This is a genomic window from Actinoplanes sp. NPDC024001 (assembly GCF_040638955.1).
Taxonomy (GTDB): Bacteria; Actinomycetota; Actinomycetes; order Mycobacteriales; family Micromonosporaceae; genus Actinoplanes.
In genome coordinates this window covers 1-14007 of sequence record NZ_JBEZZB010000022.1, presented here as the reverse complement: position 1 = coordinate 14007, position 14007 = coordinate 1, and the positions used below count along the sequence as shown (strand labels likewise).

At 71.2% G+C, this 14007-nt stretch carries 18 protein-coding genes and 1 riboswitch; of the genes, 15 read left to right on the top strand and 3 right to left on the bottom strand.

Features of this window, described 5'->3' with window-relative positions:
• The first annotated feature begins 86 nt into the window (after positions 1-86).
• From rpsM to truA, 6 genes are all read left to right on the top strand, one after another.
• Complete coding sequence (rpsM, locus tag AB0F81_RS11320) at positions 87-467, top strand: 30S ribosomal protein S13 (RefSeq protein WP_360194661.1); 381 nt, start codon at positions 87-89, stop codon at positions 465-467.
• A gap of 17 nt (positions 468-484) precedes the next feature.
• Positions 485-892, top strand: coding sequence for a 30S ribosomal protein S11 (gene rpsK, locus AB0F81_RS11315; protein WP_014440747.1), 408 nt, complete (start codon positions 485-487; stop codon positions 890-892).
• Between the two features lie 13 nt (positions 893-905).
• On the top strand, positions 906-1532 hold the full coding sequence (rpsD, locus tag AB0F81_RS11310) for a 30S ribosomal protein S4 (RefSeq protein WP_360194657.1): 627 nt from the start codon (positions 906-908) through the stop codon (positions 1530-1532).
• Positions 1533-1625: 93 nt separating this feature from the next.
• Positions 1626-2648: a DNA-directed RNA polymerase subunit alpha gene (locus AB0F81_RS11305; RefSeq protein WP_093618743.1), complete on the top strand. Its 1023-nt coding sequence runs from the start codon at positions 1626-1628 to the stop codon at positions 2646-2648.
• An 83-nt stretch (positions 2649-2731) separates the two neighbouring features.
• Entirely contained in the window at positions 2732-3307 is a 576-nt protein-coding gene (rplQ, locus tag AB0F81_RS11300) for a 50S ribosomal protein L17 (protein WP_360194653.1), read from the top strand.
• Between the two features lie 74 nt (positions 3308-3381).
• On the top strand, positions 3382-4209 hold the full coding sequence (truA, locus tag AB0F81_RS11295; protein WP_360194650.1) for a tRNA pseudouridine(38-40) synthase TruA: 828 nt from the start codon (positions 3382-3384) through the stop codon (positions 4207-4209).
• Positions 4210-4218: 9 nt separating this feature from the next.
• On the opposite strand, the gene AB0F81_RS11290 is transcribed toward truA, so the two are convergent.
• On the bottom strand, positions 4219-4962 hold the full coding sequence (locus tag AB0F81_RS11290; protein WP_360194647.1) for a hypothetical protein: 744 nt from the start codon (positions 4960-4962) through the stop codon (positions 4219-4221).
• A gap of 96 nt (positions 4963-5058) precedes the next feature.
• On the opposite strand from AB0F81_RS11290, the gene AB0F81_RS11285 reads away from it, so the two are divergent.
• The 9 genes from AB0F81_RS11285 to thiC all read left to right on the top strand — a co-directional run bounded on the left by AB0F81_RS11285 (position 5059) and on the right by thiC (position 13109).
• Positions 5059-5676, top strand: a complete 618-nt coding sequence (locus AB0F81_RS11285) for a methyltransferase (protein WP_360194644.1) — start codon at positions 5059-5061, stop codon at positions 5674-5676.
• A 27-nt stretch (positions 5677-5703) separates the two neighbouring features.
• Complete coding sequence (locus AB0F81_RS11280) at positions 5704-7350, top strand: ATP-binding cassette domain-containing protein (RefSeq protein ID WP_360194641.1); 1647 nt, start codon at positions 5704-5706, stop codon at positions 7348-7350.
• Positions 7351-7385: 35 nt separating this feature from the next.
• A riboswitch (TPP riboswitch) is annotated at positions 7386-7496 on the top strand.
• Positions 7490-8074: a thiamine phosphate synthase gene (locus AB0F81_RS11275; RefSeq protein WP_360194638.1), complete on the top strand. Its 585-nt coding sequence runs from the start codon at positions 7490-7492 to the stop codon at positions 8072-8074. (Overlaps the previous riboswitch by 7 nt.)
• Before the next feature lie 8 nt (positions 8075-8082).
• Positions 8083-9105 carry a glycine oxidase ThiO gene (thiO, locus tag AB0F81_RS11270; RefSeq protein WP_360194635.1) on the top strand — a complete coding sequence of 341 codons (1023 nt, stop codon included), beginning with the start codon at positions 8083-8085 and terminating at the stop codon, positions 9103-9105.
• Complete coding sequence (thiS, locus tag AB0F81_RS11265) at positions 9096-9296, top strand: sulfur carrier protein ThiS (protein WP_360194632.1); 201 nt, start codon at positions 9096-9098, stop codon at positions 9294-9296. The genes thiO and thiS overlap by 10 nt, the downstream gene beginning before the upstream one ends.
• Positions 9293-10042 carry a thiazole synthase gene (locus AB0F81_RS11260; protein WP_360194629.1) on the top strand — a complete coding sequence of 250 codons (750 nt, stop codon included), beginning with the start codon at positions 9293-9295 and terminating at the stop codon, positions 10040-10042. Before thiS ends, AB0F81_RS11260 begins: the two co-directional genes overlap by 4 nt.
• On the top strand, positions 10036-10749 hold the full coding sequence (locus AB0F81_RS11255; RefSeq protein WP_360194626.1) for a thiamine phosphate synthase: 714 nt from the start codon (positions 10036-10038) through the stop codon (positions 10747-10749). The genes AB0F81_RS11260 and AB0F81_RS11255 overlap by 7 nt, the downstream gene beginning before the upstream one ends.
• Positions 10746-11513 (top strand): bifunctional hydroxymethylpyrimidine kinase/phosphomethylpyrimidine kinase, encoded by a 768-nt coding sequence (gene thiD / locus AB0F81_RS11250; protein WP_360194623.1) that lies wholly within the window; start codon positions 10746-10748, stop codon positions 11511-11513. The genes AB0F81_RS11255 and thiD overlap by 4 nt, the downstream gene beginning before the upstream one ends.
• A 72-nt stretch (positions 11514-11585) precedes the next feature.
• Positions 11586-13109: a phosphomethylpyrimidine synthase ThiC gene (gene thiC / locus AB0F81_RS11245; RefSeq protein WP_360194620.1), complete on the top strand. Its 1524-nt coding sequence runs from the start codon at positions 11586-11588 to the stop codon at positions 13107-13109.
• Positions 13110-13160: 51 nt separating this feature from the next.
• Here thiC and AB0F81_RS11240 read toward each other — a convergent pair whose 3' ends face one another.
• On the bottom strand, positions 13161-13580 hold the full coding sequence (locus AB0F81_RS11240) for a ribonuclease domain-containing protein (RefSeq protein WP_360194617.1): 420 nt from the start codon (positions 13578-13580) through the stop codon (positions 13161-13163).
• 114 nt (positions 13581-13694) lie between these two features.
• A partial coding sequence (locus tag AB0F81_RS11235; protein ID WP_360194614.1) for a hypothetical protein occupies positions 13695-14007 on the bottom strand: 313 nt, incomplete at its 5' end.

Below are 14007 nucleotides of genomic sequence, written 5' to 3'. Positions count from 1 at the left end.
CCCCGGTCGGAGGCCGGGGCCCGCCCGGGCAGGCGGGGTGGAAGGGGCACAGACCTCCGTGAGACACCTGAGGAGTACGCCCACTTATGGCTCGACTCGTCGGCGTGGATCTTCCCCGCGAGAAGCGGATGGAGATCGCGCTCACCTACATCTTCGGCATCGGTCGCACCCGTGCCGTCGAGGCACTGACTGCTACCGCGATTGACCTGAACAAGCGCGCCAAGGACCTCACTGAGGACGAGCTGGTTCAGCTCCGTAACTACATCGAGGCCAACTTCAAGGTTGAGGGCGACCTGCGCCGCGAGGTCGCTGCGGACATCCGCCGCAAGGTTGAGATCGGTTGCTACGCCGGTATCCGCCACCGCAAGGGCCTGCCCGTGCGTGGACAGCGGACCCGGACCAACGCTCGTACCCGCAAGGGTCCGAAGCGCACGGTCGCCGGTAAGAAGAAGCCCGGTCGGAAGTAATAGGAGCGCACTGACTTATGCCACCGAAGGCACGCGCTGGGGCCGCCGTCAAGAAGGTCCGGCGCAAGGAACGCAAGAACGTCGCCCACGGGCAGGCGCACATCAAGAGCACCTTCAACAACACCATCGTGTCGATCACCGACCCGACCGGTGCTGTCATCTCCTGGGCCTCGTCCGGCCAGGTGGGCTTCAAGGGCTCCCGCAAGTCGACCCCGTTCGCCGCGCAGCTCGCTGCCGAGGCGGCCGCCCGTCGTGCCATGGAGCACGGCATGCGCAAGGTCGACGTGTTCGTGAAGGGTCCGGGCTCCGGCCGGGAGACCGCCATCCGTTCGCTGCAGGCCGCCGGCCTCGAGGTCGGGCAGATCTCCGACGTCACGCCGCAGCCGCACAACGGTTGCCGTCCGCCGAAGCGGCGCCGGGTCTGAGGGGGATTCAGAAATGGCTCGTTACACCGGTGCGGACTGCAAGCGCTGCCGCCGCGAGAAGATGAAGCTGTTCCTCAAGGGCAGCAAGTGCGATGGGCCGAAGTGCCCGTTCGAGTCGCGTCCCTTCCCGCCCGGCCAGCACGGCCGCGGTCGGACCAAGGAGACCGAGTACCTGCTCCAGCACCGCGAGAAGCAGAAGGCCCGCCGCGCGTACGGCGTGCTCGAGAAGCAGTTCCGCGGTTACTACGAGGAGGCTGTCACCAAGCCCGGCAAGACCGGTGAGGTGCTGCTGCAGATCCTCGAGACCCGTCTCGACAACGTCGTCTACCGGGCCGGCTACGCCGCTTCCCGGGACATGGCCCGGCAGCTGGTCAAGCACGGCCACTTCCTGGTCAACGGCGTGAAGGTCGACATCCCGTCGTACCGGGTCAAGGAGCACGACATCGTCACGGTCCGCGAGAAGTCGAAGGAGATGACTCCCTTCGTCGTCGCGCAGGCCCAGGCCGGCTCGCGGCCGGTTCCGGCTTGGCTGGAGCCGATCCCGAGCGAGATGAAGATCCTGATCCACTCGCTCCCGGCCCGCGCTGTCATCGACACGCAGGTCCAGGAGCAGCTGATCGTCGAGCTCTACTCCAAGTAGTGCTCTGACCGGGCGCCTCCGGACGGGGGCGCCCGGCGCATCACCTGAGGACGGCCATCAAATAGCGGGTGGCCTGACAGAAAGAAGAACAGCGTGCTCATCAGCCAGCGGCCGACCCTCTCGGAGGAGTCGCTCAGCGAGACCCGCTCCCGGTTCACCATCGAGCCCCTGGAGCCGGGTTTCGGCTACACCCTCGGTAACTCGCTGCGCCGGACCCTGCTCTCGTCCATCCCGGGCGCGGCGGTCACCAGCATCAAGATCGACGGCGTGCTGCACGAGTTCACCACGATCCCCGGTGTCAAGGAGGACGTGGTCGAGCTGGTCATGAACGTCAAGGAACTGACCGTCAGCTCCGAGCACGACGAGCCGGTCAGCATGTACCTGCGCAAGCAGGGCCCGGGCGACGTGACCGCCGGGGACATCCAGCCGCCGGCCGGTGTCTCCGTGCACAACCCCGATCTGAAGCTGGCGACGCTGAACAGCAAGGGCCGGCTCGACATGGAGCTGACCGTCGAGCGGGGCCGTGGCTACGTCACGGCGGCGCAGAACAAGAACGCGGGCGCGGAGATCGGCCGGATCCCGGTCGACTCGATCTACTCGCCGGTTCTCAAGGTCACCTACCGGGTCGAGGCGACCCGTGTCGAGCAGCGCACCGACTTCGACCGTCTGATCATCGACGTCGAGTCGAAGGCGTCCATCTCGCCGCGGACCGCGCTCGCGTCGGCCGGATCCACCCTGGTCGAGCTCTTCGGGCTCTGCCGGGAGCTGGACGAGACCGCCGAGGGCATCGACATCGGCCCGTCGCCGCAGGACGCGCAGCTCGCTGCCGACCTGGCGCTCCCGATCGAGGAGCTGGACCTCACCGTCCGGTCGTACAACTGCCTCAAGCGCGAGGGCATCAATAGCGTGGGCGAGTTGATAGGGCGTACGGAGGCCGACCTTCTGGACATCCGGAACTTCGGCCAGAAGTCCATCGACGAGGTCAAGATGAAGCTCGCCGGAATGGGCCTCGGTCTGAAGGACAGCGCGCCGTCCTTCGACCCGGCGCACGTGGTCGACTCGTTCGGCGACGTGGACTACGACACCGACGACTACCGCGAGACCGAGCAGCTGTAAAGCTCGGCTGCCGCGCCATAACTGCGCTGCCTGAGGCGGCTCCGCCGCACTGCGCGGAAACAAACTTACGAGGAGCATCGGAAATGCCCACGCCCACCAAGGGTGCCCGCCTCGGCGGCAGCCCGGCGCACGAGAAGCTCATCCTGGCCAACCTGGCCACCGAGCTGTTCCGGCACGGGAAGATCAAGACCACCGAGTCGAAGGCGAAGCGGCTGCGCCCGCTCGCTGAGCAGCTCGTCACGAAGGCCAAGCGCGGCGACCTGCACGCCCGCCGTCGCGTCCTGACCATCGTGAAGGACAAGGACGTCGTGTACGCCCTGTTCGAGCAGATCGCTCCGCGGTACACCAACCGCCCCGGCGGCTACACCCGGATCACCAAGATCGGCCCGCGCAAGGGTGACGCCGCTCCGATGGCCGTCATCGAGCTGGTCGAGGAGCTCGAGGTCGCGGCCTCCACCGGCCCGTCGAAGGAGGCCCGCAAGGCCGCCGCGCAGCAGGCCAAGGTTGAGGCGCTGGCGCCCGAGGACGAGGCGCCGAAGAGCGCCCCGGCCGCGGACACCGACGCGGACCAGGACGCCGAGGCGCCCGTGAACGCCTCCGGCGACAAGGGTGCCGAGGGCCCCGGCGACCAGGCCGAGGGTGACGACACCAAGGCCTGAGCCTGACATCGAAAGGCCCGGTACCCCCAGGGGTGCCGGGCCTTTCGCTTGGCGAAGCGAAGGAGCTCGCTGCAGTGACCGAATCGATCCGGCTGCGACTGGACGTGTCGTACGACGGCGCCGACTTCTCGGGATGGGCCGCCCAGCCCACCCGGCGCACGGTTGCCGGTGTCCTGACCGAGGCTCTCGGGCGGCTCGTCGGCGCGGAGACGCCGCTGGGCCTGACCGTGGCCGGGCGCACCGACGCCGGGGTCCACGCGACCGGCCAGGTGTGCCACATCGACCTGCCCGCCGAGCGGTACGCCGAGCTGGCCGGCTCGCTGCTGCGCCGGCTCGCCGCGCTGATGCCGCCGGACGCCCGGGTCCGGTCGGTGACCCCGGTGCCGCCCACCTTCGACGCGCGTTTCTCCGCCACCTTCCGCCGGTACGAGTACCGCGTCTCGGACGACCCGTGGGGTCCCGAACCGCTGCGCCGCCACGACACCCTCGGCTGGCTGCGCCCGCTCGACCTGGACCGGCTCAACGAGGCGGCGGCCGGGCTGGTGGGGGAGCACGACTTCGCCGCGTTCTGCAAGCGCAAGGAGCACGCCACCACGATCCGGGCGATCACCCGGCTGGACTGGCGGCGCGACCCGGACCGGATCTGCGTGGCGACCGTGCAGGCGGACGCCTTCTGCCAGGCCATGGTCCGCAGCCTGGTCGGCGCGATGCTGACGGTCGGTGACGGGCGCCGGCAGCCGGACTGGCCGGCGAAGCTGCTGACCCTGCGGGAACGGTCCAGCGAGGTGACGGTGGCCCCGGCGCACGGTCTGACGCTGGTCGCGGTCGGATATCCGGAGGAGACCGAGTACGCCGCGCGCGCTGACGCCACCCGCCGCCTGCGGGAGCTGCCGGCCGGCTGAGGGAGCTGGTCAGCGGCGTCCCGGGAGCACGGTGCTGCTGAAGTGGGTGTCCAGCAGGTCGGTGGCGATGCGCTGGACGCGCGGGTCGTCGCCGGGCACCAGCTCGCCGTTCGGGCCGGTGATGATGCAGTAGGTCAGGTAGTGGCCGTGGGTGCGCCAGACGACCGGGGTGCCCAGGCCGGTCTCCTCGCCGGCCATCCCGGCGAAGCCGCCGTCGCCCGACTCGACCAGGGAGCGGAGCAGGTCGGCGACGGTTGCGGCGGCGGTGGTGTCGGCGAGACTCAGGACGCCCGCGGTGATGCGCAGGTCGGCGTACGGCACGGTGAGAGCCGCCCGGACCGCCTGCGCGCACCCGTACCGTTGCAGGGTCGAGCGCAGGGTGCCGGTGACCGCGACCGTGCAGTCGGCCGAGAGGTCGGTGCGACCCACCTGGAACGCCGCGGAGCCGGCGGGAAAGACCTCGGCCGCGGTGAGTGGGGTGCCGCCGGCCGCGGCGGCCGGGGAGCGCCGCTCGTCGGCGACGATGAGGACGCCGAGCATCACGCAGATGCCGAGCACGATGAGGCCGGCCAGGCCGCGGGTGAGCAGATGGGCAGTCTCTCGGGGGTCTCGCCGGGCGTGCCGTTGCGGACGGGTTCGGACCCCTGGGTGGTAGCGGTGCTGACCGATGGGACCCGGATGCCTCACCAGCAGGGCGAGGCCGCCGGCCGGGGTGGCGCGGTGGGCGGAGCGCGTCGGGGTGGCGTACCGCATGCGCCCCAAGCTAGGCGCGCACGCTGATCTATTAACGCACAGCGTGTCCGCCACCCCGCCGGGTGACGCGTGATCCGGCGGCGGGAGACTTGCCGGGTGAGCGCCGACCATTACTTCACCGCCGAGCCGGACGCGCCGCTGCGACGGGGCGAGATCGAGTTCAGCGTCGCCGGCCGGGACTACCGGCTGGCCGTGGCGTCCGGGGTGTTCTCGGCCGGGCGCCTGGACCCGGGAACCGCCGTGCTGCTGCGCAAAGCCGGCCTGCCCGGCGCCGGCACCGAGGGCACCCTGCTCGACCTCGGCTGCGGTTACGGGCCGATCGCCTGCGTGCTGGCCAGTGAGGCGCCGCGGGCGACCGTCTACGCCATCGACGTCAACTCGCGGGCCCGGGACCTGACCGCCGAGAACGCCGGCACGCTCGGCCTGGCCGACCGGATCCGGGTCGCCGCGCCCGACGACGTGCCGGACGACGTGACCTTCGCCGCGATCTGGAGCAACCCGCCCACCCACGTCGGCAAGGCCGAGCTGCACGCGCTGATGGAGCGCTGGCTGCCCCGGCTGGCGCCGGCCGGCACCGCCTGGCTGGTCATCAACCGGAACCTGGGCGGGGACTCGCTGCACGCGTGGCTCGTCGCGGGCGGCTGGGCGGTGGAACGGGTGGCCAGCCAGAAAGGCTTCCGGGTGCTGCGGGTGACCCGAAAATCGGCTGACTGAAGCGGCGGCGGCGGGGAGGATGCCGGCATGGGTTACGTGGATGTCGCCGGTGCCGGCTTCGTGCTCCCGGACGGGCGGGAGCTCTTCGCCGACGTGTCGTTCCGGGTCGGCGAGGGCGCGAAGGTGGCGCTCGTCGGGCCGAACGGGGCCGGCAAGACCACGCTGATGCGGATGGTGGCCGGGGACATCGCCACCCAGACCGGCACCATCGCCCGCTCCGGCGGGCTCGGGGTGATGCGCCAGTTCATCGGCATGATCGGCGACGACCGTACCTTGGAAGATCTTGCGCTTTCCCTGGTCGCGCCCGCGCTGGGCGCGGCAGGCGAGCGACTGCGCGCCGCGGCCGCGGCTCTGGACGAGACCGAGAAGAGCCAGATCGCGTACGCGAACGCGCTCGCGCACTGGGGCGAGGCCGGTGGTTACGAGGCCGAGGTGCTCTTCGACACGGTCGCGGTGTCCATTCTGGGCAAGCCGTGGGACGAGACGAGAAGCCGGATCGTGCGGACGCTCTCCGGTGGCGAGCAGAAACGCTTCGCGCTCGACCTGCTGCTGCGCGGCAGCGACGAGGTGCTGCTGCTCGACGAGCCGGACAACTTCCTCGACGTGCCCGCCAAACGCTGGCTGGAGCAGCGGCTGCGCGAGTCGTCGAAATCGGTCCTCTACGTCTCGCACGACCGGGAGCTGCTGGCCCAGACCGCGGACCGGGTGGTCGCCGTCGAGGGCGGCAGCGCGTGGACGCATCCCGGCGGGTTCGCGTCCTGGCACGAGGCCCGGCTGCACCGGCACGACCGGATGGAGGAGAACCGGCGGCGGTGGGACGAGGAGCACGAGAAGCTCAAGGAGCTGGTCTTCACCCTGAAGAACAAGGCCGCCTACAACGACGGCCTGGCCTCGCGCTATCAGGCGGCGCAGACCCGGTTGCGCAAGTTCGAGGAGGCCGGGCCGCCGCCGCTGCCACCGAAGGAGCAGTCGCTGCGGATGAACCTGCGCGGCGGGCGGACCGGCAAGCGCGCGGTGATCTGCGAGGGCCTGGAGCTGGAGGATCTGACCTTCCCGTTCGACCTGGAGATCTGGTATGGCGACCGGGTCGCGGTGCTCGGGGCCAACGGCACCGGCAAGTCGCATTTCCTGCGCCTGCTGGCGGCCGGCGGCACCGAGCCGGATTTGGAGCACAAACCGGTCGACGGCGCCCCGCTGGCCCATGTGGCGCACGACGGCCGGGCACGGCTCGGGGCGCGGGTGCGGCCGGGGCACTTCTCGCAGACCCACGACCGGCCGGAGCTGCTGGAGAAGACGCTGGTCGAGATCCTCTGGCGGGGTGACGAGCACCGGTCCGGGATGGACCGCGCGGGTGCCATGAAGGCGCTCAACCGCTATGAGCTGGCGGCGCAGGGGGATCAGCGGTTCGGGACGCTCTCCGGTGGACAGCAGGCCCGGTTCCTGGTGCTGCTGCTGGAGCTGTCGGGGGCCACCGTGCTGCTGCTCGACGAGCCGACCGACAACCTGGATCTGGCGTCGGCGGAGGCGCTGGAGGAGGGGTTGAAGGCGTTCGACGGCACGGTGATTGCGGTCACCCACGACCGGTGGTTCACCAGGTCGTTCGATCGTTTCGTGCTGTTCAGGAGCGACGGCGAGGTGGTCGAGGTGCCCGAGCCGGTTTGGGACGTGCGCTAGTTTTCTTTTCACGGACCGGTTATGGTCCGGTTACAAGACAACCCCACGGGAGCCCGGGCAACGGGCTGAGAGGGGGGCTGATGCCGCCCCCGACCGTCGAACCTGATCCGGGTAATGCCGGCGCAGGGAGGAGTGCTTCATGCACAGGTTCTTTCCTCGCATCCACGTCATAACCGACTCCATCGACGTGGTTCGTGCGGTCGCCGGCTTGGCCGACGTCGCCGTGCAGATCCGGGTCAAGAGCACCGATGCCGAGGCGTACGCGCTGGCCGTCGAGGCCGTCGAGACATGCCGCCCGGCGGGCACGATGGTGCTGGTCAACGATCGGGTCGGGGTGGCGCTGGCGGCCGGGGCGGACGGGGTGCACGTGGGCGCCGACGATCTGCCGGTGCCGGCGGCCCGCCGGGTCCTGGGACCACACGCCGTCGTCGGCGCCACCTGCCGCAACCCGCAGGCGGCCCGCGCGGCCGTCGCCGACGGGGCGAGCTATCTCGGGGTCGGGCCGGCGTTCACCACATCCACGAAGGACGGGCTGCCACCACCGCTCGGGCCGGCCGCGATCGCGGCCGTCGCCGAGGCGGTTCCGGGTACGCCGGTCCTGGCGATCGGTGGCATCACCGCGGATCGGGTGCCGCTGCTCGCGGTGCACGGTGTCGCGGCGGTGGCCGCCTTCGCGGAGGACCCGAAGGGAGCGGCTGCGGCATTCCTGGCGGCTCTGCGATGAGCGGCCGGATGCGCGTCGCGGTCGTCGGTGGCGGGATCATCGGGCTGGCCGTCGCCGCCGAACTGGTGCGGCGCGGCGGCGACGTCACCGTTTACGACCCGGAACCGGACGGGGACGGCGGCGCCTGGCACGTGGCGGCCGGGATGCTCGCGCCCGGCGGCGAGTCGGCCTTCGAATATCCGCACCTCACCAGGCTGCTGGAGGCGTCCAACGAGCTGTGGCCGGAGTACGCGGCGAGTCTCGGCGACGTCGGCTACGACGACGCCGGAACGCTCGGAGTGGCCCTGACCGCCGACGACGTCGCGGACGCGGCCCGGGAGTGGAAGCACCAGAAACTCGCGCCGTTGACCGGATCGCAGCTGCGGGACCGGGAACCGGCGCTGTCGCCGCGGGTGCGGGCCGGCGTGTTCGCGCCGGCCGAGCGGCAGGTCGACCCGCGCAGGGTCGTCGCCGCGCTGCGGGCCGGGCTGGCCGGGCACATCGTGCCGAAACGGATCAGCGCGCTCTCCGATGTGGACGCCGACGTCACCGTGGTGGCCGCCGGATGCGGCACCGCCGAACTCACCGGCCTGCCGGTTCGCCCGGTGAAGGGCCAGGTGCTGCGGCTGCGCGGCGAGCCCGGACTGATCCGGCACGTGATCCACGGATCGGCCGACGGTCGGCCGGTCTACCTGGTGCCGCGCGCGGACGGCGAGGTGGTGGTCGGCGCCACCCAGGAGGAGCGGACCGACCGGGCGATCACCGTCGGTGGCGTGCACGACCTGCTGCGGGCCGCCCTCGACCTGGTGCCCGGCCTCGCCGAGCACGAGATCACCGAGGTCACCGTGGGACACCGGCCGGGGACCCCGGACAACGCGCCGATCCTCGGATACCTCGACGACTCCCGCCGCACCGTGGTGGCCGCCGGTCATCACCGCAACGGCGTCCTGCTCGCGCCGATCACCGCGCGACTCATCGCCGACCTGGTGCTCACCGGATCGGCCGACAGCCTGATCAACGACTTCGCCCCCGGGAGGTTCGGATGCGCCTGACGATCAACGGCCGGACGGAGAGCCGGTCCGACACATGCTCGGTGGCGACCCTGGTCGCCGAGCTCATCGCCGCCCAGCGCGGCGTGGCGGTCGCGGTCAACGGGACCGTGGTACCCCGCTCGACGTGGGCCGAGGTCGACCTGGCCGACGGCGACAAGGTCGAGGTTCTCACCGCCGCGCAGGGAGGATGACGATGTTTCTGCCGGAGAACGGCCTGATCCTCGGCACCGGCGGGGCGAACAGCCTGGCCGCGCTGGAGGAGGCCATCCGGGCGTCCGAGACCACGCTGGTCACGGTGGCGCTGCGGCGGGTCGAGGCGGCCGGGCCGGGGCTGCTGCCGATGCTGGACCGGCTCGGTGTGCGGGTGCTGCCGAACACCGCCGGGTGCTACACGGCCGGCGACGCGGTGAAGACCGCACAGATGGCCCGGGAGGCGTTCGAGACCGACCTGATCAAGCTTGAGGTGATCGGTGACGAACGGACCCTGCTGCCGGACGGCGTGGAACTGCTGCGGGCCGCGGAGATGCTGGTCGTGGACGGGTTCACGGTGTTGCCGTACACCACGGACGACCCGATTCTGGCTCGCCGGCTGGCCGACGTGGGCTGCGCCGCGGTGATGCCGGCCGGGTCGCCGATCGGTTCCGGTCTGGGCATCTCCAACCCACACCACATCGAGCTGATCCGGCAGAGCGTGGACGTGCCGGTGGTCCTGGACGCCGGCATCGGCACCGCCTCCGACGCGGCGCTCGCCATGGAGCTGGGCTGCGACGCGGTGCTGGTCGCCAGTGCGATCACCCGGGCCGACGACCCGGCCGCGATGGCGGCGGCGATGCGGCACGCGGTCGCGGCCGGCCGCCTGGCCCGCGCTGCGGGGCGCATCCCGCGCCGCACGCACGCGGTGGCGTCCACAGCGGACGACGGGATCCCGGTGTGGTGACGCCGACCGGGCTCGTTGTGCTCACCGACCGGCGGTCCGCCGCCGGGCCGCTGGAGACGGTGGTCCGGCAGGCGGTCCGCGGCGGCGCGGCATGGGTCGTTCTCCGGGAACGCGACCTTCCGTACGGGGAACGTGCGGCGCTCGCCGAGCGGCTGAGGATGATTCTTCCGCCCGGGCGGCTGATCGTGGCCGGGCCGGATCCGCTGGGCGGCTCGGCCGTGCACCTGTCCGGAAGTGATCCGGTGCCGGCGGGTGTCGCGCTGGTCGGCCGGTCGTGGCACGGGACCGAGAATCTGTCGGGTGTGGACTACGTGACCGTGTCGCCGGTCTACCCGACCGCGTCCAAGCCGGGGTACGGGCCGGCGCTCGGGGCGACGGGGGCCGCCGAGTTGCGCGCGCCCGTGCCCTGGCTGGCGCTCGGCGGGATCGAGTCGGCCGAACAGGCGGCGGCGTGCGTGGCCGCCGGCGCGGCCGGGGTAGCGGTGATGGGAGCCGTGATGCGCTCCTCCGATCCGGAACGCACAGCGCGCGACCTCGCCGAGGCAGCTCTGGCGGGCAGCCGAGGCTCGTCGGCTGACGGTGAGGGTGGGAATTGGGGCGGCGGGGCAGCGCTGGCGGGCAGCTGGGGTTTGTCGGCTGACGGTGAGGGTGGGGATTGGGGCGGCGGGGCAGCTCTGGCGGGCAGCCGAGGGAGTGGGGTGCGATGACGCCACCGGTGGTGTTGACGATTGCGGGCTCGGATTCCGGTGGGGGAGCGGGGATCCAGGCGGACCTGAAGACGTTCGCGGCGCTGGGTGCGTTCGGCGCCTCGGTGATCACCGCGATCACGGCGCAGAACACGCTCGGGGTGACCGCCATCCATCCGGTGCCGGCCGAGATCGTGGCGGCCCAGCTCGACGCGGTGCTGTCGGACCTTCCGGTCGCGGCCGTGAAGATCGGCATGATCTCGGACCCGGACGTGGCGAAGGTGATCGCCGAACGTGCCGACGAGCTGCCCAACCTGGTCATCGACCCGGTTCTCGTGGCAACGGCGGGGAGCCGCTTGGGAGAGGTGGGCACGGTCGGTGTGCTCAGCTCGTACCCCTGCGTTCTGACACCGAACCGGCACGAAGCCGGCGCCCTCCTGGGCCGGCCGGTCGAGACGACCGAGGAGATGGTCTCGGCGGCAGCCGAGCTGGCCGCGCGCGGACCGCGCGCCGTCGTGGTGACCGGCAGCGAGCTGGCGCTCGACGTGCTCTGCGTCGGCGGGGAGACGACGCTGCTGCCGGGCGAACCGGTGCCGACGGTGAACAACCACGGGTCGGGGTGCACCTTCTCGTCGGCGATCGCGGTGCGGCTGGCCGCGGGTGACTCGGTGCCGGTGGCCGTGGAGGCGGCGAAGCGGTACGTGCGGCGCGGGCTCGCCGGCGGTAGCACGTGGCAGCTCGGCGCCGGTCCGGGCCCGCTGGACCACTTCGGCTGGTCCGTCTGATCTGAGTTTCGGCGGTCTGTGGGTTCCGTGCTGCCGTCCGCCGCCGGTTTCATCCTAGTTTGGGGAGGTATCGTGAGGCGCAAGGTCTATGTGGAGGGTCCCCGCCCGGACATCCAGGTTCCGTTCACCGAGGTGGTGCTGACCGGCGATCACGCGCCGGTGCGGCTCTACGACACGTCGGGTCCGGGCAGTGATCCGACAGTCGGCCTACCGGAGATGCGGAAACCGTGGCGCACCGGGCGGACCCAGCTCGCCTCGGCGCGCGCCGGGATCATCACGCCCGAGATGGAGTACGTCGCGGTGCGCGAAGGCGTTCCCGCGGAGCTGGTCCGCGACGAGATCGCCGCCGGGCGCGCGGTGCTGCCGGCCAACGTGAACCACCCGGAGTCCGAGCCGATGATCATCGGGTCGAAGTTCCTGGTGAAGGTCAACGCCAACATCGGCACCTCGGCGGTCACCTCCTCGGTCGCCGAGGAGGTGGAGAAACTGACCTGGGCGACCCGGTGGGGCGCGGACACCGTGATGGACCTGTCCACCGGCCCGCGCATCCACGAGACCCGGGAGGCGATCGTCCGGAACTCGCCGGTGCCGATCGGAACGGTCCCGATCTACCAGGCTCTGGAGAAGGTCAAGGGTGACCCGCTCAAGCTGACCTGGGAACTGTTCCGGGAGACCGTCATCGAGCAGGCCGAGCAGGGCGTCGACTACATGACGATCCACGCCGGGGTGCTCCTGGCATATGTGCCGCTCGCCGCCGAGCGGGTGACCGGGATCGTCTCGCGCGGCGGGTCGATCATGGCGGCCTGGTGTCTCGCCGAGCACCGGGAGAACTTCCTCTACACCCACTTCCGGGAGCTGTGCGAGATCTTCCGGGAGTACGACATCACCTTCTCCCTCGGCGACGGGCTGCGGCCGGGATCGATCGCGGACGCCAACGACGAGGCGCAGTTCGCGGAGTTGCGGACGCTGGGCGAGCTGACCCACATCGCCTGGGAGTACGACGTGCAGGTCATGGTCGAGGGACCCGGCCACGTGCCGATGCACAAGATCAAGGAGAACGTCGATCTGCAGGTCGAGCTCTGCGGTGGTGCGCCGTTCTACACGCTCGGGCCGCTGGCCACGGACATTGCGCCGGCGTACGACCACATCACGTCGGCCATCGGGGCGGCGATGATCGGGTGGTTCGGCACCGCGATGCTCTGTTACGTCACGCCGAAGGAGCACCTGGGCCTGCCGAACAAGGAGGACGTGAAGGCGGGCATGATCGCGTACAAGATCGCGGCGCACGCGGCGGACATCGCCAAGGGGCACCCGGGAGCGCAGGAATGGGACGACGCGCTGTCCCGGGCGCGGTTCGACTTCCGGTGGGAGGACCAGTTCGAGCTGGCGCTGGACCCGGAGACGGCGCGGTCGTACCACGACGAGACGCTGCCGGCGGCGCCGGCCAAGACCGCGCACTTCTGCTCGATGTGCGGGCCGAAGTTCTGCTCGATGAAGATCAGCCACGAGCTGCGGGCGGCCGGGATGAAGGCCAAGTCGACCGAGTTCGTCGACGCGGGCGGGCGGGTCTACCTGCCGGTGACGCCGTCGTCCTGAACGCGCTTCTCATGAACGCGGCGGCCGTCGGGTGACGGCCGCCGCGTTTCGTCAGAGCTTGTAGAACGTCACGTAGTCGTCCGGGGTGAAGTAGGCGACGCGGGTGCTGCGGTTGACGACGATCCGGTAGGCGTCACGGGCGGCGCCGCGGTTGCGGGAGTAGACGTCGTACTCGCCGTAGGTGGCGGACGGCAGCTGGCCCTCGCGGTTGTAGAAGCGGCCGCCGGTGTAGTTGTAGTTGCCGTACGGCCAGGAGTACCAGCCGGCGGTGGTGGGCCAGCCGAGCGAGGCCCAGCCGTTGAACGCCGTACGGGCGGCCGAACAGCGGCTGATCGTGCAGCTGTTGTGGACCGCCGCCTGGGCCGCGTCGGTCTGGGTGGGCGCCACCACCGCGGGGGCGACCAGCGCGGTGCCGGAGAGGGCGAATACCAGGGCCAGGCCGGAGAGGAACCGGCCGATGCGGGACAGCATGATCGAACTCCGATGCCATCGAGGGGGGTAGACCCGGACATCGATCATCGTCACCGCGCGGAGCGTCGGGTGGTACCTCCCGGCCCGGTCATTCCATCCGCGTTCAGCGAGTCTTCAGTTGCTTCCCAGGCCGTTCACCCAGTTGACGTACTCCGAGTCGCGGCCGGTCTTCGGCGCGGCCGGCGGGTGGATGGAGTCCGGCACCAGGGGCGCGCGCTGCGGCTGGGTGACGATCCGCGGGTGTTCCGCGGTGTCGATGCCGGTGCGCGGGCCGGGCTGGGCGGCGGCGAAACCGTCGAAGGACGGCGCGGGAGCGGCCGGCGCGGGCTCGGGGGCGGTACGGCGGGTACGCCAGCCCCGGCGCATGCTCGCGGCCGCACCGCCGGCCGGGTTCTGCTGCCCGGAGAAACGCGGCTCGGCCTGCGGC

What these genes read in the sequence shown, in the direction of transcription:
- thiO (WP_360194635.1), top strand. Translation starts at nt 8,083, where the DNA reads ATGCGCGTCGCGGTCGTCGGTGGCGGGATCATCGGGCTGGCCGTCGCC.
- rplQ (WP_360194653.1), top strand. Translation starts at nt 2,732, where the DNA reads ATGCCCACGCCCACCAAGGGTGCCCGCCTCGGCGGCAGCCCGGCGCAC.
- rpsK (WP_014440747.1), top strand. Translation starts at nt 485, where the DNA reads ATGCCACCGAAGGCACGCGCTGGGGCCGCCGTCAAGAAGGTCCGGCGC.
- AB0F81_RS11275 (WP_360194638.1), top strand. Translation starts at nt 7,490, where the DNA reads ATGCACAGGTTCTTTCCTCGCATCCACGTCATAACCGACTCCATCGAC.
- AB0F81_RS11260 (WP_360194629.1), top strand. Translation starts at nt 9,293, where the DNA reads ATGACGATGTTTCTGCCGGAGAACGGCCTGATCCTCGGCACCGGCGGG.
- AB0F81_RS11290 (WP_360194647.1), bottom strand. Translation starts at nt 4,962, where the DNA reads ATGCGGTACGCCACCCCGACGCGCTCCGCCCACCGCGCCACCCCGGCC.
- thiS (WP_360194632.1), top strand. Translation starts at nt 9,096, where the DNA reads ATGCGCCTGACGATCAACGGCCGGACGGAGAGCCGGTCCGACACATGC.
- rpsM (WP_360194661.1), top strand. Translation starts at nt 87, where the DNA reads ATGGCTCGACTCGTCGGCGTGGATCTTCCCCGCGAGAAGCGGATGGAG.
- rpsD (WP_360194657.1), top strand. Translation starts at nt 906, where the DNA reads ATGGCTCGTTACACCGGTGCGGACTGCAAGCGCTGCCGCCGCGAGAAG.
- thiD (WP_360194623.1), top strand. Translation starts at nt 10,746, where the DNA reads ATGACGCCACCGGTGGTGTTGACGATTGCGGGCTCGGATTCCGGTGGG.
- AB0F81_RS11240 (WP_360194617.1), bottom strand. Translation starts at nt 13,580, where the DNA reads ATGCTGTCCCGCATCGGCCGGTTCCTCTCCGGCCTGGCCCTGGTATTC.
- AB0F81_RS11280 (WP_360194641.1), top strand. Translation starts at nt 5,704, where the DNA reads ATGGGTTACGTGGATGTCGCCGGTGCCGGCTTCGTGCTCCCGGACGGG.